Below are 20,289 nucleotides of genomic sequence, written 5' to 3'. Positions count from 1 at the left end.
TCATGCACCACTGGAAGATCTGAATGTCTTCCAGCACACATCGCCTGAAAGACTAGTCAGGATGATGGTGATGATGGTGGTGTTTAAATTGAACGCGTGTCATAAAAGTCTCTGTGAATGTTTATTCAACTGATGTCTTTTAACCTAAACCACTTTCACGTTAGAAAGCAAGGGCTTTTTTATATATTTTATGGCGATGGATTTGTTTAATGAATGAGCGGGGAAAGGAGGGGGCTAAGAGGACTGTCCTCTAACCTGACGGCACCAAAAATAGCGAAGCCTGGATTTTTCGTCTCGCTGACAATGCTTTGAGCTACTGGCTAATTAATAAATAGTTTATTGCCACTCATCATTGCACAATGAACTGTACAAAAGAGGAGATTGACATGCGTACAATTAGCTACAGCGAAGCGCGTCAGAATTTGTCGGCAACAATGATGAAAGCCGTTGAAGATCATGCCCCGATCCTTATTACTCGTCAGAATGGAGAGGCTTGTGTTCTGATGTCACTCGAAGAATACAACTCGCTGGAAGAGACGGCTTATCTACTGCGCTCCCCCACTAATGCCCGGAGATTGATGGACTCAATCGATAGCCTGAAATCAGGCAAAGGAACGGAAAAGGACATTATTGAGTGAAACTAATCTGGTCTGAGGAATCATGGGATGATTATCTGTACTGGCAGGAAACAGATAAGCGAATTGTTAAAAAGACCAATGAACTTATCAAAGAAACCCGCAGAGCACCCTTTGAAGGTAAGGGGAAGCCAGAACCCCTGAAACATAATTTGTCAGGCTTCTGGTCCCGACGCATTACTGAGGAGCATCGCCTGGTATACGCGGTTACTGACGACTCACTGCTTATTGCAGCATCTCGTTATCATTATTGAAGAGATTCATTCATAGAATGAATTGTCAGTTTTGATACGCTGGCGTAGCCTTATAGATCTAAGGTGTATCAGGAGAAAACGGATGAAAAAGGTCGCAATTGTCGGGTTAGGGTGGTTAGGCATGCCGCTGGCGATGTCACTTTCAGCACGAGGCTGGCAAGTCACTGGGAGTAAAACTACACAAGATGGCGTAGAAGCGGCCCAAATGAGTGGCATTGATAGCTATCTGCTTCGCATGGAGCCCGATTTAGTTTGCGACTCTGACGATCTGGATGCCCTGATGGATGCTGACGCGCTGGTCATTACGCTTCCGGCACGTCGTAGCGGCCCCGGAGATGAGTTCTATTTACAAGCGGTACAGGAGCTGGTGGATAGCGCGCTGGCTTATCACATTCCCCGCATTATTTTTACCAGCTCAACATCTGTTTACGGTGATGCGCAAGGCACAGTGAAAGAAAACACTCCGCGTAATCCGCTGACCCATAGTGGACGAGTGTTAAAAGAGCTGGAAGACTGGCTGCACAATTTACCCGGTACTTCGGTTGATATTTTGCGTCTTGCTGGTCTGGTCGGGCCTGGGCGTCATCCCGGCCGTTTCTTTGCCGGAAAAACTGCGCCGGATGGAGAACATGGTGTGAATTTAGTCCACCTGGAAGATGTTATTGGCGCTATCACTCTGTTGTTACAGGCACCTAAAGGCGGGCACATCTATAATATATGTGCGCCAGCTCACCCTGCGCGTAATGTTTTCTATCCACAGATGGCCCGCTTACTGGGACTGGAACCTCCGCAGTTCAGGAATAGCCTGGACAGCGGCAAAGGTAAAATTATTGATGGCAGCCGGATCTGTAATGAATTGGGATTTGAATACCAGTATCCCGATCCACTGGTAATGCCGCTGGAGTAAAGCATCACGCCAGCAGAATGCCGCATACACCGCAAGGGGGCGTGTATGAAACCACTGCTGGACGTGTTGATGATCCTTGATGCCTTAGAAAAAGAGGGCAGTTTTGCGGCGGCGTCAGCCAAACTGTATAAGACGCCATCTGCCCTCAGTTACACTGTTCACAAGCTGGAAAGCGACCTTAATATTCAATTGCTTGATCGTAGTGGTCACCGCGCTAAGTTTACCCGCACCGGAAAAATGTTGCTGGAGAAGGGGCGGGAAATTCTCCATGCTGTGCATGAACTGGAAAAGCAGGCGATCAAACTCCATGAAGGTTGGGAAAACGATCTGGTAATCGGGGTTGATGATACCTTTCCCTTTTCACTGCTTGCGCCACTCATTGAAGCCTTTTATCAACATCACAGCGTCACGCGTCTGAAGTTTATCAATGGCGTTCTGGGCGGTTCCTGGGATGCCCTGACTCAGGGGCGAGCGGATATTATTGTTGGCGCGATGCATGAACCGCCATCTTCCAGCGAATATGGTTTCTCTCGGTTGGGCTGTCTGGAACAAGTTTTCGCGATTGCACCTCATCATCCGTTAGCTCTGGAAGAGGAACCGTTAAATCGCCGTATCATTAAACGCTATCGGGCGATTATCGTAGGTGATACCGCGCAGGCTGGCGCATCTACGGCATCACAACTTCTCGACGAACAAGAGGCCATTACCGTATTTGATTTTAAAACCAAACTGGAATTACAAATCAGCGGTCTTGGTTGTGGTTATTTACCGCGCTATCTGGCGCAACGCTTTCTTGATAGTGGCGCGTTAATTGAGAAGAAAGTGGTTGCGCAATCCCTCTTTGAACCCGTATGGATTGGCTGGAATGAACAAACCGCAGGGCTTGCCAGTGCGTGGTGGCGTGATGAGATTTTAGCAAATAGTGCTATTGCTGGTGTTTATGCAAAATATGATGACGGAAAATCAGCCATTTAAATAAAAAATTATATGACAAGCCTCTCATTCTCTTGTCATTTACCCCCCATTTAGGCACAATGCGCCGCTGTCAAAAAATGACTAAAAACCGACGTTTCATCCGCGTCGGTTATTTTTTGCTTCAAACCAATCATTCATACCAAGAGGCCGGGCTTCGTACCGGATAGATATTTACTAAAAATCGACAGTTGTTGTCGCTGAGGAATCCAAAAAAATGGGGCAATTTTTTGCTTACGCGACGGTTATCACCGTAAAGGAGAATGACCATGTCGCATAACGTTACTCCAAACACCTCTCGCGTGGAATTGCGTAAAACGCTTACGTTAGTTCCGGTTGTAATGATGGGTCTTGCCTATATGCAGCCGATGACGCTGTTTGATACTTTTGGTATCGTTTCAGGCCTCACGGATGGTCATGTGCCGACAGCCTATGCGTTCGCATTGATTGCGATCCTGTTTACGGCTCTGAGCTACGGGAAGCTGGTTCGCCGCTATCCTTCTGCTGGCTCTGCATACACTTACGCCCAGAAATCCATTAGCCCGACTGTCGGCTTTATGGTGGGTTGGTCTTCTCTGCTCGACTACCTGTTCGCGCCGATGATCAACATTCTGCTGGCGAAAATCTATTTTGAAGCTCTGGTGCCTTCCATCCCATCGTGGATGTTTGTGGTGGCGCTGGTGGCCTTTATGACCGCCTTTAACCTGCGTAGTCTGAAATCCGTAGCGAACTTCAACACTGTAATCGTGGTGTTGCAGGTAGTGCTGATCGCGGTGATTCTGGGCATGGTTGTGTATGGCGTATTTGAAGGTGAAGGCGCTGGTACGCTGGCGAGCACGCGTCCGTTCTGGTCCGGTGATGCACATGTCATCCCGATGATTACCGGTGCGACGATTCTGTGTTTCTCCTTTACCGGCTTTGACGGCATCAGCAACTTGTCGGAAGAAACCAAAGATGCAGAGCGCGTGATCCCGCGTGCGATTTTCCTGACCGCGCTGATTGGCGGCATGATCTTCATCTTTGCAACTTACTTCCTGCAACTGTACTTCCCGGATATCTCTCGCTTTAAAGATCCGGATGCGTCACAGCCTGAAATCATGCTGTACGTTGCGGGCAAAGCGTTCCAGGTTGGCGCGCTGATCTTCTCCACCATTACCGTACTGGCGTCCGGTATGGCGGCGCACGCAGGCGTAGCGCGTCTGATGTACGTAATGGGTCGTGACGGCGTGTTCCCGAAAAGCTTCTTCGGTTATGTACACCCGAAATGGCGTACTCCGGCCATGAACATTATCCTGGTTGGTGCGATTGCTCTGCTGGCAATCAACTTTGACCTGGTAATGGCAACGGCGCTGATTAACTTTGGTGCGCTGGTGGCGTTCACCTTCGTTAACCTGTCGGTTATCTCGCAGTTCTGGATCCGTGAGAAACGTAACAAGACGCTGAAAGATCACTTCCAGTATCTGTTCCTGCCGATGTGTGGTGCGCTGACTGTAGGTGCGCTGTGGGTTAACCTGGAAGAAAGCTCAATGGTTCTGGGGCTGATCTGGGCGGCTATCGGTCTGATTTACCTGGCTTGCGTGACTAAGAGCTTCCGCAACCCGGTTCCGCAGTACGAAGACGTAGCATAATCTTTAAAGCCGGATGACATAATCATCCGGTAAATCTAAAAAAGCCGGAGTTTATATCGCTCCGGCTTTTTTGTTTCAGACGATCTCTTCTGCGTACTGCCAAAGCGCTTTTAACAGCGCTACTTTCTCTTTGTCATCGGCATATTGTTGTGCCAGCATCTGCAATTCATCAGCATAACCTTGCAAAAATTCTGCTGTGAAGACCTGACGGCGGTGCTCCAGCCAGCGTTGCTGCTCGGCGTAATCCAGCGTCCCCGGGAAGTTACGCGCCCGATAATTGAATAACAGTTTCTCAATACGTTTATCGACAAAGGTGATATCCAGTGCCGGTAAATTACGCGGCTCGGTTTCCAGGACAATTTTCATTGCGGCGCGATCGGCGTCACTGAAAAAGCCATTATAGAGCTGTGCATCGACGTTATCTGAAGGTGTAAATGGTTCGGCTTCAGCAAATATCGCAACCACTTTTTCACGCACTTGCGGGTGTTCACGCAGAATTTTCAGGTTATCGAGACAATGCTGACGATTAATTCTCAACCTGTCGGCATCTTCCGGGCGCAGCGTATTCGCCTGCGCCAGCACCGGGCATTTATTGATATGCACCAGCTTAACCGGGACTGCGGCGTTATCGCCCAGATCGGCCTTTGCGGTATACAGACGCTCGCGCAGCGTGTCGCTGTCCAGCTCCAGGAGTGGCGAGATATCTCCTGCCAAATCCACCATAATCACGGCATTGCGATTTTCAGGATGCCACGCCAGTGGCGCCACCCAGCTGGTATTGCCGCGCCATGCGCCAAACATACCGGAAACATGTACCAGCGGTTTCATCTGCGGCACATCAATCAACGCCGTCAGTTTGTGCTTATTACGATGGGTAAAGAGATAATCAAACAGCCGTGGTTGACGTGTTTTCACCAACTTCGCCATCGCAATAGTGGCGTACACATCGGCCATCGCATCGTGGGCGTTGCTATGTTCAATACCATTAGCTTTGGTTAAATGTTCAAGTCGAAAGCTCGGTAAACCATCTTCATTTTCAGGCCAGTTAATCCCCTCCGGGCGCAGGGCATAACAGGCACGCATCACGTCAAGCAGATCCCAGCGAGAGTTATCATGTTGCCAACTCCAGGCATAGGGATCGTAAAAATTACGATAAAAGATATTGCGTGTAACTTCGTCGTCAAAACGCACATTGTTGTAACCAAGAATACAGGTCTTCGGTACGGTAAAAAGCGAGTGAATACGGGCGGCAAAGGCAGCTTCGTTTTCCCCTTTTGCACGCGCTTCCTGTGGAGTGATGCCGGTAATTAACACCGCCCCTGGCTGGGGTAAATAATCGTCCGCAGGCTTACAGTAAAAGACTTCAGGTTCGCCGATAATATTGAATTCGCTATCAGTGCGAATGGCGGCAAACTGCGCTGGGCGATCTAACGCGGGGTGCGTGCCAAAGGTTTCGTAATCATGAAACAAAAAGGTAGATTGTTGCTTACCGTCATTCATCGTTAGGTTAAATCCGTTATTTCTGTTGTATGCCAGAGTATCAAATATCACCGTGCTAATCAGCTTTAGAGCGATATTTTGGCTGCGTGTGAAAACAGATAATGTCAGATTAAAATGAGATAAATGTCACATTTTCTTGCACTTTATTCCAGCCAGTTCATCAGGATTTCCGTAAAAAGAACAGCTATTGGAAACACCTGAGGATTTGCTGTTGAAACGCCGTCTTATTATTGCTGCTTCTTTGTTCGTTTTTAATTTATCGTCTGGTTTTGCGGCGGAAAATATTCCCTTTTCACCCCAACCTCCGGAGATTCATGCGGGATCATGGGTTTTGATGGATTACACAACCGGACAGATCCTCACGGCGGGTAATGAGCACCAACAACGTAACCCTGCCAGCCTGACTAAGCTAATGACGGGCTATGTCGTCGATCGCGCTATCGATAGCCATCGCATAACACCAGACGATATTGTCACTGTGGGACGCGATGCGTGGGCGAAAGATAATCCTGTTTTTGTCGGCTCTTCACTGATGTTTTTGAAAGAGGGCGATCGCGTATCGGTACGTGATTTAAGCCGTGGATTAATTGTGGATTCCGGCAATGACGCCTGTGTGGCGCTTGCAGATTATATTGCCGGGGGGCAACGGCAGTTCGTCACAATGATGAACAATTACGCTGAAAAGTTGCATTTACAGGATACCCATTTTGAAACGGTTCACGGTCTGGATGCGCCGGGCCAGCATAGCTCAGCCTATGATTTAGCCGTGCTTTCTCGCGCCATCATCCACGGCGAACCTGAGTTTTACCATATGTACAGCGAAAAAAGCCTTACCTGGAACGGCATCACCCAGCAAAACCGAAACGGGCTATTGTGGGATAAAACCATGAACGTTGACGGCCTGAAAACCGGGCATACATCCGGGGCCGGGTTTAATCTCATTGCTTCGGCGGTGGATGGGCAACGCCGTCTCATTGCAGTGGTAATGGGGGCCGACAGCGCAAAAGCTCGCGAAGAAGAGGCTAGAAAATTACTGCGTTGGGGGCAGCAAAACTTTACTACGGTGCAAATTTTGCACCGTGGGAAAAAGGTCGGTACGGAGCGCATCTGGTATGGTGATAAAGAAAACATCGCACTGGGAACGGAACAAGAATTCTGGATGGTGCTGCCGAAAGCGGAGATCCCTAATATCAAAGCAAAATATACCCTTGATGGTAAAGAACTCACTGCGCCAATTGCTGCTCACAAGCGGGTAGGGGAAATTGAGCTGTACGACCGCGATAAATTGGTTGCGCACTGGCCATTGGTTACCCTGGAATCTGTCGGTGAAGGCGGTATGTTTTCCAGGTTGAGCGATTATTTCCACCATAAATCCTGACCTTTATTTAGCGCCGACTGGCAGGAGTGCGAGTCTGCTCGCATAATCAACACTCATTCCTTGTGGTATTTACATTGCAAAATATACTGTACAAAAAAACAGTGTATATGGAGGCGTCATGAACTACGAGATTAAGCAGGAAGATAAACGTACCGTTGCAGGTTTCCATCTCGTTGGCCCGTGGGAACAAACGGTGAAGAAAGGTTTTGAGCAGTTGATGATGTGGGTAGACAACAAAAAAGTTGTGCCTAAGGAATGGCTTGCCGTCTATTACGATAACCCAGATGAAACACCTGCCGAAAAGTTACGTTGTGACACGGTGGTTTCCCTGGAGAACAATTTCACTCTACCGGAAAACAGTGAAGGCGTGATCCTGACGGAAATCTCCGGTGGGCAATATGCGGTTGCCGTTGCCCGCGTAGAAGGCGATGATTTTTCTACGCCATGGTATCAGTTTTTTAATACTCTCTTGCAAGACAGTGCTTATCAGATGTCACCTAAGCCCTGTTTCGAAGTTTATCTTAATAACGGAGCGGAAGACGGCTATTGGGATATTGAAATGTATGTCGCAGTGCAGCCGAAAATGGGTTAATGCTGGTGCAACAACAGGGTGTTAACCTGATTGCTTCGCTGTTTTTCGTCATGTAAAAGGGTAAAATTGGCCTTCAGACTTCTGATAATCCCTTCGGGAATGTTCCGGATTACTTTTTGTAAGTCGGCTGGACACCTGGTTTAGTGTCTGGCCGCAGTAATCGTTCTGAGTTAACTTTATCCTTATTTAACGGAGTTCCAGCGTGCGAGCTGATAAGTGCCTTAGTCCGTTTGAAATTCGTGTGTACCGTCATTACCGTATCGTGCATGGTACTCGCGTCGCACTAGCATTCCTGCTGACTTTTCTCATTATTCGCCTGTTTACTATCCCGGAAAGCACCTGGCCACTGGTCACTATGGTGGTGATCATGGGGCCTATCTCGTTTTGGGGTAACGTCGTCCCTCGAGCATTCGAACGTATTGGCGGTACGGTGTTCGGCTCGATTTTAGGTCTTATAGCCCTGCAACTGGAGTTAATTTCGTTACCTCTGATGTTGGTCTGGTGCGCGGCGGCGATGTTCCTTTGCGGCTGGTTGGCGCTGGGCAAGAAACCTTATCAAGGCTTATTGATTGGTGTGACGCTGGCGATTGTTGTTGGTTCCCCGACAGGTGAAATTGATACGGCATTATGGCGAAGCGGCGATGTGATCCTCGGCTCTTTACTGGCAATGTTGTTTACCGGTATCTGGCCACAACGGGCCTTCATCCACTGGCGCATTCAACTGGCGAAAAGTCTGACCGAATATAATCGGGTCTATCAATCAGCATTCTCACCAAACTTACTCGAACGCCCACGTCTGGAAAGCCATCTGCAAAAACTCCTGACCGATGCCGTGAAAATGCGTGGGCTGATTGCACCCGCCAGCAAAGAAACCCGTATTCCAAAATCGATATATGAAGGTATCCAGACGATTAACCGTAATCTGGTTTGTATGCTGGAGCTGCAAATCAATGCTTACTGGGCCACGAGGCCCAGTCATTTTGTGCTACTGAATGCGCAAAAACTGCGCGACACACAGCAAATGATGCAGCAAATAGTGCTGACTCTTGTTCATGCCCTGTACGAAGGTAATCCACAGCCGGTTTTTGCTAATACAGAAAAACTGAACGATGCTGTGGAAGAGTTGCGCCAGTTGCTCGCTAATCATCATGATCTGAAAGTCGTTGAGACGCCGATTTATGGCTATGTATGGCTAAACATGGAAACGGCGCATCAACTGGAGTTGCTGTCAAATCTGATTTGTCGGGCTTTACGCAAATAAATTCCGACCTTCAGAATCAAATTGCTGCTGCTTCGATTCAGCAAGGATAAAGGGTATGATAGTGAATAGGGATAAAAGCATTGTCATCTGCGGCAGCTATGAGTAATGTTGGCGCTAACGAATAGCGGTTGCTTAAACGAATCTGACTCTCACATTATCAGGGGTATAAAAATGGAAACTACCAAGCCTTCATTCCAGGACGTACTGGAATTTGTTCGCCTGTTCCGTCGTAAGAACAAACTGCAACGTGAAATCCAGGACGTTGAGAAAAAGATCCGTGACAACCAGAAACGTGTCCTGCTGCTCGACAACCTGAGCGACTACATCAAACCTGGTATGAGCGTTGAAGCAATTCAGGGCATCATCGCCAGCATGAAAGGCGACTATGAAGATCGTGTTGATGATTACATCATCAAAAATGCTGAGCTCTCCAAAGAACGCCGCGATATCTCCAAAAAGCTGAAAGCTATGGGCGAAATGAAAAACGGCGAAGCGAAGTAATTTCTACTTTATTCAATGAGGATTGCCGGGCAATCCTCATTGTTCATTGATTCTTTTCTCACTGTTGTAAGTCATCATTCCCATCTCATAACATATTGAAATCTCTGGCTTAACGACTGCCTTCTTCTGTATGCAATAAGGCAAGAAGTTCTGCAACCCCGATGTTATCTACCGCACTGGTCATTAACACCTTTCGAGCTCCGGCTTCCCGTAGCCAGCATTTCACCAAAGATATCTGTTCTTCACTGGCTAAATCCACTTTGGTGACTACCCCAATGACCGGGCGATTCATTGACGTGGTAAAGCCTGGCGAAAAAGGGGACCACGGCGCGTCCGCATTAAGCACCAGCGCGATAATGTCTGCTTCACAGGCGCTGACCAGCAGCGCACTGTAAAGACTGCGGTTTTCGAGGTATTCCCCGGGAGTGTCAATGGTGGCCGGTGACCAGACGATTGCCTGCGTTTTCTGATACTGAATATTCTCTCCGCGCAGGCATTGCGTGAGTGATGTTTTTCCGCACTGGCTGGGGCCAATGAGCATCATGCGTCGCATAGTGTCAGGTCCGCGTAATGGGGCAGGCGGTAAAGCGCATCATTTCGCCCAGCGTGCGGGTAACCTGGCTAAGTGCATATTCGATAGCAGAAACATCGCCAGTCAGCACTACGGCACCGGTAAAACGATCAAGAAAACCAATCTCTACAGCGCCTGATTTTGTAGCGATATCACATGCGATGATAGATGCTTCGCTGGGGGTAATCGTCAGAATGCCAATAGCGGAAACGGTGTCCGGTAAGCCTAATTTTTTAAACAGATCCTTTCCAGGATTGGCAATAACATGTGCCAACGTGACCTGTTTACCGGGGACGTATTCCTGAATCATTCGTTCAGTCGTGTGCTGAGTTGACATTATCCCTCCACCATCTGACGCCACATGGCTTCATGCGGACGGGCAATTACCGAGCGATAGACCAACAAACCTTTTTCCCCCGCTCGCTCGCTGGCGACAGATACCGCGTTATTAACATCAGAAATATCGCCTGCCACTACCATGTAGCATTTACCGCCAATACCAAAGGCCATATGTACCCGTACGAGCGTGACGTTTGCCGCTTTCACTGCACAATCGGCAGCGTCAATGCAGGCCGCTACACTCCAGGTTTCGACTACACCGACAGCCCGTCGCTGGTCAACATGGTTCAGACCGCTGATTGCGGGCAGGATAGTGGGATGAATATTAGGAAGGAGCAGACTGTCGACCAGCATTTCACCTGCAAGGGAAGCGCCGCTGCTGATGGCCTGCTGTACTGCACCGACATCGCCTCCGAGCATCAGCAGAAATTTACCGGGGCAAAGCGTTTTGCTGACCAGTAATTCAACGTTGGCGCTTTTCAGCATGGCATCGCCGGTTTCCATTCCTTTCGCGATACTGCTAAGTTCTAAAATACCTACCGCTTTCGACATGATTGACCTCTCACTATCGTAATCGCGTTTTCTGTCACATCGCTGACCATGCCATCAATACTGGCATGAACAGGGGCACCTAATGTGCCGTGTGGAATTTGACCTACGCACTGCCCACGAACGACGCGATCGCCGTTTTGTACACACGGAATTGCGCTGGCACCGATGTGCTGACGTAACAATAGTGTCACTTTTTCGGGTTGTGGTACGTGTTCAGACAATGGCGCGTCCTGATACCACGTGGCTAATCCCAATCTTGCCACCAGCCGTTTTACTGGAATCAGCCGATAATTTGCCATGGCATCCTCAGGATTTAAGGCACCTTCGTAGTGGAGGTTTTTTGCGCGTAGTTCCTGCTTAAGCAGGCGGTTTATGCGCATGGGTGAAATACCTACCGGGCAGGCAACGCTGGCGCAGACGTTGCACTCCGAACAGGTGAGCGCTGTCAGTAACAGTTGCGGCGTAGCGAGCTGTTGGTAGTTAACTGCACGTACTAACAAATGTGGTGATAGTTCGTGACCAATTAAATGGCGTGGGCAGAGATCGGTACATAAGCGGCATTGTTCACAAACGGTTTTCGCGACGGCAAGTACGCTACGGTCATCCTGCATTCGACGTTGGATCAGTGAATGAGAGTTGGGTAAAACCAGCAAGCCGCCAGTGGTTTTGCTGACTGGCGTATCGAGCGATGTGATCAAACTCCCCATCATCGGACCGCCATTGATAAAACCAGGATTATCTACTGTTGCGCCTCCCGCCAGCGCCAGTACCTCGCGTAAAGAGATCCCGATGGGAACTGTCACCGTTACGGGTTTAGCAACTGCACCATTAACGGTTAGCGTGCGGCGCGTTACCGGATACTGCTGCTCAACAGCTCTGGCAATATTCAGCACAGTCTGGACGTTATTGACGACTACGCCGACGCTAACGGGCAACGCGGCTGGTGGAACGCGGCGACCTGTTGCCATCCAGATGGTCAGCACTTCGTCTCCTGCGGGGTAAACGTCGGGCAAAATATGCAGGCGGATATCAGGCGGTAGTAATGGTGTGAGGGCGTTTATTGCCAGTTGATACTTTTCTTTCAGCGCGATGATTCCGCTACTGGCCCCGGTGGCTTTCATTGCATAGTGAACACCGCGAAGCAGGCGGCTGGCTTGCTGTGCCATTAACTGCTGGTCCACTTTCAACATGGGTTCGCATTCCGCCGCATTCACCAGGAACGTATCAACACGTGCTTGTAGCTTGATATGTGTCGGAAATCCTGCGCCACCAGCACCAACAACGCCTGCTGCTTGTACTCGCTCGCGGATCGTCTGACCGTCGCAGGACGTAAACTCGACGTTCATAACAACTCCTCAAGCAATTCTGCAATAGCATTGGTATCAGCCACACGTGGGTTGGTACGCAATGTAGCATCCGCCAGCGCCGCCTGAACCATATCGGGAATACGTGATGACCATTCTGCTTTTTTTTCTTTCAGCGCATTGGCGAGAGTCGGTATTGAACACGCTTTTTTGAGCTGTTCAATATGTTGAATGAGTGCATTCAGGCTTGCGGTGTCATTGGCATTGTCCGGGCATAAATGACACGTTTTAGCCAGCCGGGCGTAGCGTTTGGCGGCGCGAGGATCGCCAGCATTAAAACGAATAACTGACGTCAGCAGGAGCGCATTCGCCAGACCGTGGGGCAAATGAAACTGCCCACCGAGTTGATGGGCAATCGCATGATTTAATCCCAGTCCGGCCTGGCTAAAGGCCATTCCGGCAAGTGTAGAGGCATTATGCATTTTACCGCGGGTGGCAATACAATCGCCTTTCTTCACTGCAGTGGGCAGGTATTGAAAAACAATTTGCACGGTTTTTTCGACCAGTGCATCCGTGAAGTCACTGGCGCGGGGAGAAACATAGGCTTCAAGCGCATGGGTTAAAACATCCATTCCGGTATTGGCTGTTATCGCCGGTGGCACGCTCACGACCAGAGATGGATCAAGGATCGCGATATCCGGATAAAGTGCGTTATCGAAAAGGGGATATTTAATTCCTTTCTCAGGATCGCTGATGACACAGGCGCTGGTCACTTCTGAACCGGTGCCGCTGGTGGTGGGAATAGCGACGCAGGTTTCAATTTCGATAGCACACTGGCGACTAAACCAGACAATTGCTTTTGCGGCGTCCAGTGCAGAGCCGCCGCCAAAACCGATAACCACATCCGGGCGCAAAGTTTGCATCTGAGAGATGCCTTTTGCCACTGTCTGGATAGTTGGATCGGGCGTTATTTCGCTAAAAATACTGAGGCGATTGCTGTCGGGTAGCGCCAGGCGCAAGGTATCAATCAATGGCGATCGCGCCAGAAAGGCGTCGCAAATAATCCAGATGTGCTTATTGGTGAAACGACTAAGCACTTTGAGACTTCCCGGTCCGCTGTATAAACGCGTTTGTAGTGAAAAAGTATTCATTTCCGTTTCTCTAGCGAATGGAAAAGCCGCTGGTTAACACACAGCGTCGTGAGCGGGCAAAAGTCCGGGCTGACGTTGTCCCTTCTCCGGTCGGTGTAGCAATGGTGAAGGTCGTAAAACCTTCGCCACCGACGCCAATACCAGCCCAGGAGGGGCCATTTTTGACAAAGATAGAGGTTTGCATAACGCGCGCAGCAAGGTTGAGCCGTGAGATGTTCTGCGAGTGCATAATTGCGGTGTGATGCAAACTGTCTTCTACATTCAGCGCCAGTGTGAGGGCGCTATCAAAATCGTTGACCTTCACAATGGGTAGCATTGGCATGAGTTGTTCGCTGGTAACCCAGCTATCATCGGCGTCAACAACGGCAATCAGTAAGCGCGGCGCTTTTACCGGCAAAGGGAGGCCTGCGGCCTCGAGCAAGGTTGATGGACTTTTGCCGACCAGTTTTTTGTTGGCGACGCCGTCTGGCAGGCAAACAGCACGCAATTTTTCAGTTTGTTCATGGCTAAGAAGAAGGGCGCCAAAACTTTGCATCTGTTGAATCAAATAATCAGCCACTGACGCCACGACGATCAGACTTTTTTCAGCGATACATGGCAGGTTGTAATCAAACGAGGCTCCGTTGATGATGTCTTCGGCAGCTTTCACAATATCTGCCGTTTCATCGACGATGCAGGGGGGATTACCCGCACCGGCACCAATCACTTTCTTGCCACTTTTCATTCCCATGGCGACGATGCCCGGACCGCCGGTAATCGCCAGAACGCTGATTTTAGGGTGCGCCATCATCTGTTCGGTGGCAGCAAAGGTCGGTTCAGATACAGTAACGATCAGGTTATGAATGCCACTACAGCGAAACGCGATGTCTTCGATTATGGCGATCAATTTCAGCGAGACGTTTTGGGCTCCCGGGTGTGGACTGAAGTAGACGCTATTACCAGCTGCCAGCATGCTGATGCTGTTGTTAATGATGGTTTCCGTGGGATTGGTACTTGGCGTGACCGAGCCAATAACTCCAAACGGGGAGTATTCAAACAAAACCATGCCACCATCACCGGTCAGTGCGGTGGTGGTTAAATCTTCAATTCCAGGTGTGTTATCGAGTGCCGCTTTGTTTTTTAAGTACTTATCTTCTTTATTTCCCATTCCCGTTTCGTTAGCGCTCTCTTTCGCCAGTTCTGTAAGAAGGGGCATTAATTCTTCGCGAATAGCGCTGATAATGGCGCTGCGGGTTTTAAGAGGACACTGTTGAAAACGCAAAAAGGCCTGGTGTGCAGCGCTGATAGCTTCATCGACAGTCTGGAAAATACCGTTTCTTTGCGTTTGTGATGTCGTGGGTGCTAGCTGCTCGCGCAGAATATTGCGGATCAGTGTTTCTAATTCAGAGTTATTCATTGGTTTTCTCCCACGTTAATTGCCGTCATTGCGCTTTGGGCAATATCCATGTCTTGTTCAACGCTACCACCACTAATCCCAAGCCCTCCAAGCAATATTCCGTCACGCCAGAGGGGGAAGCCGCCACCAAAAGTGACGACTTTGCCTTGCATATGGCTTTCGAGTCCGTAAAGCGGCGCACCCGGTTGCACGGTATCCGTAAGCTTGTGTGTTGCCGTTTTCATCGCCACGGCGGTCCAGGCTTTTTTCGGTGCCAGTTCACTGCTGACCAGAAGTGCATCAGGCATCCGCCAGGTAACACTTTCTGTCCCGTTGGCATCAACAATGCTGATGACAACGGGAATATGCAGTTCATCCGCGCGCATTGCCGCGCTACGAATGAGCTGATGAAGATCCTGAAAAGTGAGCGACATCGTGCGTTCCTTCAATGCTGGAATGTGGTTGGCTGCGTGATAACGTTTTGTGATTTCCTGAATCATCAGGTTCTGATGAGCAACGTTGTCTTCCACGCGGGCGAGGGCATACAGGCAATCGGAAAGCCGGTTAATATAGTGCAGCAAAACATGGCGGACGGAGGCTTCCTTTGTCAGTTCAACCAGACGCCTTTCAGCTCTCCGGGCCACGGTGCGGGCGAAATGCATGCGGCTCGCGGCTTCACAACGTCCTGGCAGAATGAAACAGTGAACTGGAGGAACAGCGCTCATTGCGCTATCGATCGCTTTTTCAAGTGCGGCAATTTCTTCCGTACTGATGTAACGCTGCTGCGCTGATGGCTGCTCGCTTTCACTGGCGAGTTCGGCGCTAAACCAAAATATCTGTTGCTGAATGGCTTCCAGTAATATGCGATGGCTTTCGATGGCGGTGGCGCAATAACACAGACTGAGTGTCGCGTTCAGTTCATCCAGTGTGCCGTAGGCTTCGACGCGTAGATGAGTTTTACTCACGCGTTGTCCGGTAAATAGAGACGTACTTCCTGAATCACCTGTGCGGGTATAAATCGCCATCTTTCAATTCCTTAGCGCGAAATCGTATCTACAATGCCGACCACTGCCAGGTCGATGGCTTCGTTGGGGCCGCTAAAAACATGTCTGGCGCTGGAGCCGCTGCTGAGGAGTACCAACTCACCGACGCCTGCACCGACTGAATCAACGGCAACTTCGTCACCGGTTAATGGCGTGAGAGGCAGTTCGCCGTCAGCACTGACCCGGCGAACCAGCAGCAGTTTTTTCCCGACCAGGGATGGTGATTTTTGCGTGGATACCACCGCGCCAGTGACTCGAGCCAGATGCATGGGTTACTCCTGCCTGATTAACTGAATGTTTCGGGTCATTGCCGCTTCACGCGCAAGTGCGGTCACACAACATTTCCGTTGCAACACTACTATCCCTGCGCATAACTGCACTACGTCGGCATAACTTAAAAGTTGACCACGATGAAGGTAGATTGGTTGTCCTTGTTCGTCGCACCAGGTTAGCGGTAGATGAGCGAGAGACTTCAATTTGATGGCGTTCAGGAAATGACTCTGCAACGACAATTGAATGTGTATTCCCCAGGCTAACGCCTCGTGAATGTGGATTACCGCTCGATCTGACGTTTCGTTCTCCGCAAGTTGTCGCAGCAACGGTAAATCGACGAATCGAATTTGTAACGAAGCATACTGATGAACTATTTCGTTAACGCGGGCTTCTCGCAGTTGCGAAACCGTCAGCGCGAGTGTTTTCCCCGCACGTTGTTTCAGGCGAAAAATCACTTCTTCAACAATGTGTTGCATCAGTTTGTTATTCATGGCAATGACACCAGCGTGGCAAAAACGGCTGGATTATCAGCGCCTGAGGCGTTGGCCTCGTCGGTATCAATATGTATTTCAAGGCGCATATCTGGTGAGACGCGAACAGCAACGTTATCGAATATCAGTCGTCGTTCATCACCTTCAATGGCGACCGCCACTTTATCGCCATGTGTAACGCCATAAATCAGGGCATCTAGCGAAGACATATGAATGTGCCGTTGTGCGACAATAACGCCAGAAGCGATTTCCAGCTCTGCAAACGGGCTTATCAGACGAATCCCCGGTGTGCCGCTGAGATCGCCAGACATACGTAGCGGGGCGGTGATCCCTAATGTTCTGGCGTCAGTCCGGGAAATCTCCACCTGGCTTGAGTTACGTAGTGGCCCTAACAAGCGAACGTTGTGTAATTTGCCTTTTGGACCCACCAGCGTAACAACCTGTTCAGCAGCGAATTGACCAGGTTGCAGTAATGACTTTTTCTCGCTGATCGCTTGTTCAGGAAAAAGGCGCACATAATCCGCCGTTGAAAGATGAATATGACGACTGGAAATGCCCAGAGGGATAGGGCGTTCGCGCATTTCATCCAGAACCTGGCTAACAGTCTCCTGCAAGGTTTGTTTATCCATTGCTACTCCCCTCGCTTATCAGAGTGCAGACAAAGTGAACGTGGCTCACCTTTTTGCCGTTGACACGCGGGATCAAGACACAAATTACAGCTGATAATCTCTGGGGGGGCGACTGTTGCTGGCGTTTCGCTTACTGCCACCGTCATATTCATTGTTTCTGTTGGGCGGGGCAGTATTCCCTCACCCGGGCGGGCAATTACTTTGTGTGCGACGAGGCCATTTCGCTGTTCGGCGAAACTGGCACCCGTCGCGATCGCCGCATTAACCGAGGCGACGTCACCGGTGATTTTAATGAGCGTCCAGCCTGAGCCATTGGTCTTCTCAAGGCCAACCAGCGTGATGGACGCGGCTTTTGCCATAGCATCTGCGCAACTGATGGCGAGTGCCAGACCACTGACTTCAAGTAATCCCAGTGATTGCTTCACGCTGTGCTCCTTAGCGAATGGGGTTATGCAGATTTAGGTAAAATGGCCTCAACATCGCTGTGTGGCCGCGGGATGACATGGCAGGATTTCACTTCGCCAACGGCGCTTGCGGCGGCGCTTCCTGCATCAACGGCGGCTTTTACTGCGCCAACATCGCCACGGACCATCACCGTAATCAGACCCGAACCAATCTTTTCATAGCCAACCAGTTGCACGTTGGCGGATTTAACCATGGCATCTGCGGCTTCAATTGCGCCAACTAACCCTTTTGTTTCAACCAGTCCTAGTGCGTTGTTCATACAGCGTTTCTCCTGTGGATTATGAGTGGCATTCCCTGAAGGGAATGCCTTTTACCAGGCGGGCAGCGTTATTGCCGATGCTGCGCCGGGCATGGTTATCTTGTTGATACATCAGCGTAAACAGTGGCGCTGATGCCGGTAAGTTTTTGTAATGCACAATCAGCTTTTCCTGGTCGCAGGCTATGCCAACCAACAGGGGGGACTGACGAGCAGCCTGCCAGGCGCTATCGATGACTTCGCCTGACGGAATATGTTGAATGCGAAAGGGGATACCTTCCTCTTCAATGCCAAGAAGCACCTCAGTCCATGTACTGATACAGTCACCTATTTCCGTAACGACAATAGCGGGCGTATGTTCTTTACTTTCCATGAGCCAACTCCCTGTGCCAGGAAATCAGTAGCCCGGTAGCTACCGCATTGCGCGGGCCTTCACTACCACGGATATTCCCCCGTCCGGCGACCAATCGATAATGCGCCAATGCATCGGTGACTAACTGCGGTACTTCGAAATCCAGCGAAGAACCGCCGACCAGAACGACGAACGGAATATCGCGAATATTTCCGCCTGGACTTACCTGACGTAGCGCGCGCAGGGCATTGGTTACGAAGACGCGCTCTTTCGCACTGCGGCGAACAGCACGTACTTTTTCCAGTGTTAAATCGCCGGGAATAGGCACCAGTTCGTCAGGTTTCACCACACAAACGCGGGCAAATACATGAGGGGACAGCGGAGTAGGGAAGAACTGAACGCTGCCGTCTTCATGGCGTAAATGGAACAGGCTTTCTACTTTTGCCAACGGGTATTTTTTGATTTCTTCTGCCAGATAACGATCATTTAAGCCCAGTTCCCTGGCAATAATCATCGTCACCATGTCGCCCGCTCCCGCAAGGTGAGTGGCTATCATTTCCCCTTTCTGATTGATGATGGAGGCATCGGTAGAACCTGCGCCTAAGTCCAGAATTGCCAGAGGGCGTGTGGTTCCTGGGGTAGTCAAGGCTCCCTGAATTGCAGCTTCTGCTTCAGCGCCTCCGACCTGAACATCAACATGCAGTTTTTGCTTAATTTCACTGGCGATCATCGCCATTTGCAGTCGGTCGGATTTCACCATTGAAGCGATACCCACTGCCTGTTCCAGTGAAAATTCACCAGCCAGCCCACCGGTTACGCTGACGGGAACAGAGGTATCTATCGCCAGTAAATCCTGAATAAAAATTTCGTGGCTGGGTTTATTGGTCAGCTCCGCCATAGTCTGGCGAACATGTTCCAGCATACCGCCGATGTTGGTGCCCGGTTCTCCCGTTACGTTTTCCAGTTTTGAGCACTCGCCGACCGCTTTCATAATGGCATCGGCACCAGCAGCAACATCAACTCGTATTGTACGTCCGGCAGAAAGCAGCTCGATGTTTCCGGCGGGTATCGAACGGGCTTTAACGTCGCCAGAAGGTGTTTTCACCACTACTGCAGAACGGTTGCCTATGAGTGCTCGTGCAACAGGAACGATATTTTTAGTCTCTTCAGCATTGAGGGCGAAAACAGTGGCAATCCCATACGGATTAGACAGGGTTTCGATAACCTTCCCGGGAACGGCGACTTCAATAGCGGCCAGCATGCCGAGCGGAATACGATCGATGTAGAGGACTTCATCAACAATGGGTAAAGGGATTTCCAGGCGGTTACTGACAAGCACGCCATCATCACGTTGCAGAATAACGCCAGTCAGTTGATATCCGGCACGCACGGAGGCGTTTATCATGGTCGCGATATCGGCAAAATCAAATGCCGATGACACGACCAGAATGTACGGTGTATCCGCCGGACGTGTTAACAACTCTTGTGGAGTGATGGTGAGCCCCACGCCCAGTCCCACTCCGCCTGGCGTTTTTGGGTTGTGACCAATCATGGTTGACTCGGTGATGATGGTTTCCGTAATGGTTTCCATCGCCACATCGCCACATCGCCAATGACAGGAGTTGCTTCGTTGATACGAATAAGCGAAATATCGCTGACATTGATGCCGACTTTTTTCGTTGCCTGTGCGAGCGCCTCCTGAATGCCATATACGTTACGCAACGTACCTTTAATTCCGGTGGTTTCCGCAAGGGCGCTGCTCACGAATGACAATTCTCCAGACGTACTGAGCGTCGCCAGAGCAACTTCTGTAGATGAATTGCCGATATCAATGCCTGCTATATATCGCATAGTTCGTCC

Annotated in this window: 25 protein-coding genes, 1 pseudogene and 1 other annotated feature (1 of these 27 only partly in view); of the genes and pseudogenes, 10 read left to right on the top strand and 16 right to left on the bottom strand. The window is 50.0% G+C overall.

Translation table 11 applies throughout. The features are described from left to right. Nucleotides 1-77, bottom strand: a sequence feature (His leader region) (it extends 47 nt beyond the left edge of the window). Continuing rightward, nucleotides 53-103 carry a his operon leader peptide gene (gene hisL / locus FEK46_RS09640; protein WP_001364200.1) on the bottom strand — a complete coding sequence of 17 codons (51 nt, stop codon included), beginning with the start codon at nucleotides 101-103 and terminating at the stop codon, nucleotides 53-55. (Overlaps the previous feature by 25 nt.) A 283-nt stretch (nucleotides 104-386) precedes the next feature. Between hisL and yefM the strand changes: the two genes are divergently transcribed. From yefM to plaP, 6 genes are all read left to right on the top strand, one after another. Further along, nucleotides 387-638: a YoeB-YefM toxin-antitoxin system antitoxin YefM gene (gene yefM, locus FEK46_RS09635; protein WP_087906931.1), complete on the top strand. Its 252-nt coding sequence runs from the start codon at nucleotides 387-389 to the stop codon at nucleotides 636-638. Beyond that, entirely contained in the window at nucleotides 635-889 is a 255-nt protein-coding gene (gene yoeB / locus FEK46_RS09630; protein WP_135559436.1) for a type II toxin-antitoxin system mRNA interferase toxin YoeB, read from the top strand. The genes yefM and yoeB overlap by 4 nt, the downstream gene beginning before the upstream one ends. A gap of 82 nt (nucleotides 890-971) precedes the next feature. Then, on the top strand, nucleotides 972-1,796 hold the full coding sequence (locus FEK46_RS09625) for an SDR family oxidoreductase (protein ID WP_130208695.1): 825 nt from the start codon (nucleotides 972-974) through the stop codon (nucleotides 1,794-1,796). A 45-nt stretch (nucleotides 1,797-1,841) separates the two neighbouring features. After that, nucleotides 1,842-2,771 carry a LysR substrate-binding domain-containing protein gene (locus FEK46_RS09620; RefSeq protein ID WP_131161060.1) on the top strand — a complete coding sequence of 310 codons (930 nt, stop codon included), beginning with the start codon at nucleotides 1,842-1,844 and terminating at the stop codon, nucleotides 2,769-2,771. Nucleotides 2,772-2,985: 214 nt separating this feature from the next. Then, nucleotides 2,986-3,048: a membrane protein YoeI gene (gene yoeI, locus FEK46_RS09615; protein ID WP_010723108.1), complete on the top strand. Its 63-nt coding sequence runs from the start codon at nucleotides 2,986-2,988 to the stop codon at nucleotides 3,046-3,048. Further along, the gene (plaP, locus tag FEK46_RS09610; RefSeq protein ID WP_000019197.1) at nucleotides 3,038-4,396 is read left to right on the top strand and encodes a putrescine/proton symporter PlaP; all 1,359 of its coding nucleotides are present in this window, start codon (nucleotides 3,038-3,040) and stop codon (nucleotides 4,394-4,396) included. The genes yoeI and plaP overlap by 11 nt, the downstream gene beginning before the upstream one ends. A gap of 75 nt (nucleotides 4,397-4,471) precedes the next feature. Here plaP and sbcB read toward each other — a convergent pair whose 3' ends face one another. Beyond that, on the bottom strand, nucleotides 4,472-5,896 hold the full coding sequence (gene sbcB / locus FEK46_RS09605; protein ID WP_130259982.1) for an exodeoxyribonuclease I: 1,425 nt from the start codon (nucleotides 5,894-5,896) through the stop codon (nucleotides 4,472-4,474). Nucleotides 5,897-6,107: 211 nt separating this feature from the next. On the opposite strand from sbcB, the gene dacD reads away from it, so the two are divergent. The 4 genes from dacD to FEK46_RS09585 all read left to right on the top strand — a co-directional run bounded on the left by dacD (nucleotide 6,108) and on the right by FEK46_RS09585 (nucleotide 9,628). After that, entirely contained in the window at nucleotides 6,108-7,274 is a 1,167-nt protein-coding gene (dacD, locus tag FEK46_RS09600; protein WP_130257598.1) for a serine-type D-Ala-D-Ala carboxypeptidase DacD, read from the top strand. Nucleotides 7,275-7,392: 118 nt separating this feature from the next. Next, nucleotides 7,393-7,866: a DNA gyrase inhibitor SbmC gene (gene sbmC / locus FEK46_RS09595; protein ID WP_130208687.1), complete on the top strand. Its 474-nt coding sequence runs from the start codon at nucleotides 7,393-7,395 to the stop codon at nucleotides 7,864-7,866. 202 nt (nucleotides 7,867-8,068) lie between these two features. Continuing rightward, entirely contained in the window at nucleotides 8,069-9,127 is a 1,059-nt protein-coding gene (locus FEK46_RS09590; protein WP_135559437.1) for an FUSC family protein, read from the top strand. Nucleotides 9,128-9,298: 171 nt separating this feature from the next. Continuing rightward, nucleotides 9,299-9,628, top strand: coding sequence for a DUF496 family protein (locus tag FEK46_RS09585; RefSeq protein WP_000450409.1), 330 nt, complete (start codon nucleotides 9,299-9,301; stop codon nucleotides 9,626-9,628). A 109-nt stretch (nucleotides 9,629-9,737) separates the two neighbouring features. On the opposite strand, the gene FEK46_RS09580 is transcribed toward FEK46_RS09585, so the two are convergent. The 14 genes and pseudogenes from FEK46_RS09580 to FEK46_RS09515 form a co-directional block, all read right to left on the bottom strand. Beyond that, complete coding sequence (locus FEK46_RS09580; protein ID WP_130208683.1) at nucleotides 9,738-10,181, bottom strand: EutP/PduV family microcompartment system protein; 444 nt, start codon at nucleotides 10,179-10,181, stop codon at nucleotides 9,738-9,740. Nucleotides 10,182-10,185: 4 nt separating this feature from the next. After that, nucleotides 10,186-10,536: a propanediol utilization microcompartment protein PduU gene (pduU, locus tag FEK46_RS09575; protein WP_130208681.1), complete on the bottom strand. Its 351-nt coding sequence runs from the start codon at nucleotides 10,534-10,536 to the stop codon at nucleotides 10,186-10,188. Next, entirely contained in the window at nucleotides 10,536-11,090 is a 555-nt protein-coding gene (gene pduT, locus FEK46_RS09570) for a propanediol utilization microcompartment protein PduT (RefSeq protein WP_130208679.1), read from the bottom strand. Before pduT ends, pduU begins: the two co-directional genes overlap by 1 nt. Continuing rightward, the gene (locus FEK46_RS09565; protein WP_135559438.1) at nucleotides 11,075-12,436 is read right to left on the bottom strand and encodes a 4Fe-4S dicluster domain-containing protein; all 1,362 of its coding nucleotides are present in this window, start codon (nucleotides 12,434-12,436) and stop codon (nucleotides 11,075-11,077) included. The genes pduT and FEK46_RS09565 overlap by 16 nt, the downstream gene beginning before the upstream one ends. Beyond that, nucleotides 12,433-13,545, bottom strand: a complete 1,113-nt coding sequence (locus FEK46_RS09560; protein WP_135494131.1) for a 1-propanol dehydrogenase PduQ — start codon at nucleotides 13,543-13,545, stop codon at nucleotides 12,433-12,435. Before FEK46_RS09560 ends, FEK46_RS09565 begins: the two co-directional genes overlap by 4 nt. A 10-nt stretch (nucleotides 13,546-13,555) precedes the next feature. Beyond that, on the bottom strand, nucleotides 13,556-14,941 hold the full coding sequence (gene pduP / locus FEK46_RS09555; protein ID WP_135559439.1) for a CoA-acylating propionaldehyde dehydrogenase PduP: 1,386 nt from the start codon (nucleotides 14,939-14,941) through the stop codon (nucleotides 13,556-13,558). Continuing rightward, the gene (gene pduO / locus FEK46_RS09550; RefSeq protein ID WP_135559440.1) at nucleotides 14,938-15,945 is read right to left on the bottom strand and encodes a two-domain cob(I)yrinic acid a,c-diamide adenosyltransferase PduO; all 1,008 of its coding nucleotides are present in this window, start codon (nucleotides 15,943-15,945) and stop codon (nucleotides 14,938-14,940) included. Before pduO ends, pduP begins: the two co-directional genes overlap by 4 nt. An 11-nt stretch (nucleotides 15,946-15,956) precedes the next feature. After that, entirely contained in the window at nucleotides 15,957-16,232 is a 276-nt protein-coding gene (locus FEK46_RS09545; protein ID WP_130208669.1) for a EutN/CcmL family microcompartment protein, read from the bottom strand. A gap of 3 nt (nucleotides 16,233-16,235) precedes the next feature. Continuing rightward, a complete protein-coding gene (pduM, locus tag FEK46_RS09540) occupies nucleotides 16,236-16,727 on the bottom strand; it encodes a microcompartment protein PduM (RefSeq protein WP_135410121.1) in 492 nt (163 codons plus the stop codon). Continuing rightward, complete coding sequence (locus tag FEK46_RS09535) at nucleotides 16,724-17,356, bottom strand: phosphate propanoyltransferase (RefSeq protein WP_135559441.1); 633 nt, start codon at nucleotides 17,354-17,356, stop codon at nucleotides 16,724-16,726. The genes pduM and FEK46_RS09535 overlap by 4 nt, the downstream gene beginning before the upstream one ends. 2 nt (nucleotides 17,357-17,358) lie before the next feature. Continuing rightward, the gene (locus FEK46_RS09530) at nucleotides 17,359-17,781 is read right to left on the bottom strand and encodes a BMC domain-containing protein (protein WP_165488980.1); all 423 of its coding nucleotides are present in this window, start codon (nucleotides 17,779-17,781) and stop codon (nucleotides 17,359-17,361) included. Between the two features lie 23 nt (nucleotides 17,782-17,804). Then, nucleotides 17,805-18,080 carry a propanediol utilization microcompartment protein PduJ gene (gene pduJ / locus FEK46_RS09525; protein WP_001057752.1) on the bottom strand — a complete coding sequence of 92 codons (276 nt, stop codon included), beginning with the start codon at nucleotides 18,078-18,080 and terminating at the stop codon, nucleotides 17,805-17,807. Between the two features lie 19 nt (nucleotides 18,081-18,099). Beyond that, entirely contained in the window at nucleotides 18,100-18,450 is a 351-nt protein-coding gene (locus tag FEK46_RS09520; RefSeq protein ID WP_135559442.1) for a glycerol dehydratase reactivase beta/small subunit family protein, read from the bottom strand. Continuing rightward, nucleotides 18,440-20,280, bottom strand: a pseudogene (locus tag FEK46_RS09515) (diol dehydratase reactivase subunit alpha). The gene FEK46_RS09520 and the pseudogene FEK46_RS09515 overlap by 11 nt, the downstream one beginning before the upstream one ends. Nucleotides 20,281-20,289: the final 9 nt, after the last annotated feature.

Origin of the sequence: Escherichia sp. E4736 (genome assembly GCF_005781225.1) — a bacterium.
Lineage (GTDB): Bacteria > Pseudomonadota > Gammaproteobacteria > Enterobacterales > Enterobacteriaceae > Escherichia.
Note: the sequence above shows the minus strand (reverse complement) of the source record. Positions and strands in the feature narration are given on the sequence as shown.

Excerpts from the sequence above, each read along its gene's own strand:
- yefM (WP_087906931.1), top strand. The coding sequence starts at position 387 with ATGCGTACAATTAGCTACAGCGAAGCGCGTCAGAATTTGTCGGCAACA.
- FEK46_RS09625 (WP_130208695.1), top strand. The coding sequence starts at position 972 with ATGAAAAAGGTCGCAATTGTCGGGTTAGGGTGGTTAGGCATGCCGCTG.
- FEK46_RS09620 (WP_131161060.1), top strand. The coding sequence starts at position 1,842 with ATGAAACCACTGCTGGACGTGTTGATGATCCTTGATGCCTTAGAAAAA.
- plaP (WP_000019197.1), top strand. The coding sequence starts at position 3,038 with ATGTCGCATAACGTTACTCCAAACACCTCTCGCGTGGAATTGCGTAAA.
- sbcB (WP_130259982.1), bottom strand. The coding sequence starts at position 5,896 with ATGAATGACGGTAAGCAACAATCTACCTTTTTGTTTCATGATTACGAA.
- sbmC (WP_130208687.1), top strand. The coding sequence starts at position 7,393 with ATGAACTACGAGATTAAGCAGGAAGATAAACGTACCGTTGCAGGTTTC.
- FEK46_RS09585 (WP_000450409.1), top strand. The coding sequence starts at position 9,299 with ATGGAAACTACCAAGCCTTCATTCCAGGACGTACTGGAATTTGTTCGC.
- FEK46_RS09580 (WP_130208683.1), bottom strand. The coding sequence starts at position 10,181 with ATGCGACGCATGATGCTCATTGGCCCCAGCCAGTGCGGAAAAACATCA.
- pduU (WP_130208681.1), bottom strand. The coding sequence starts at position 10,536 with ATGTCAACTCAGCACACGACTGAACGAATGATTCAGGAATACGTCCCC.
- pduT (WP_130208679.1), bottom strand. The coding sequence starts at position 11,090 with ATGTCGAAAGCGGTAGGTATTTTAGAACTTAGCAGTATCGCGAAAGGA.
- FEK46_RS09565 (WP_135559438.1), bottom strand. The coding sequence starts at position 12,436 with ATGAACGTCGAGTTTACGTCCTGCGACGGTCAGACGATCCGCGAGCGA.
- FEK46_RS09560 (WP_135494131.1), bottom strand. The coding sequence starts at position 13,545 with ATGAATACTTTTTCACTACAAACGCGTTTATACAGCGGACCGGGAAGT.
- pduP (WP_135559439.1), bottom strand. The coding sequence starts at position 14,941 with ATGAATAACTCTGAATTAGAAACACTGATCCGCAATATTCTGCGCGAG.
- pduO (WP_135559440.1), bottom strand. The coding sequence starts at position 15,945 with ATGGCGATTTATACCCGCACAGGTGATTCAGGAAGTACGTCTCTATTT.
- FEK46_RS09545 (WP_130208669.1), bottom strand. The coding sequence starts at position 16,232 with ATGCATCTGGCTCGAGTCACTGGCGCGGTGGTATCCACGCAAAAATCA.
- pduM (WP_135410121.1), bottom strand. The coding sequence starts at position 16,727 with ATGAATAACAAACTGATGCAACACATTGTTGAAGAAGTGATTTTTCGC.
- FEK46_RS09535 (WP_135559441.1), bottom strand. The coding sequence starts at position 17,356 with ATGGATAAACAAACCTTGCAGGAGACTGTTAGCCAGGTTCTGGATGAA.
- pduJ (WP_001057752.1), bottom strand. The coding sequence starts at position 18,080 with ATGAACAACGCACTAGGACTGGTTGAAACAAAAGGGTTAGTTGGCGCA.
- FEK46_RS09520 (WP_135559442.1), bottom strand. The coding sequence starts at position 18,450 with ATGGAAAGTAAAGAACATACGCCCGCTATTGTCGTTACGGAAATAGGT.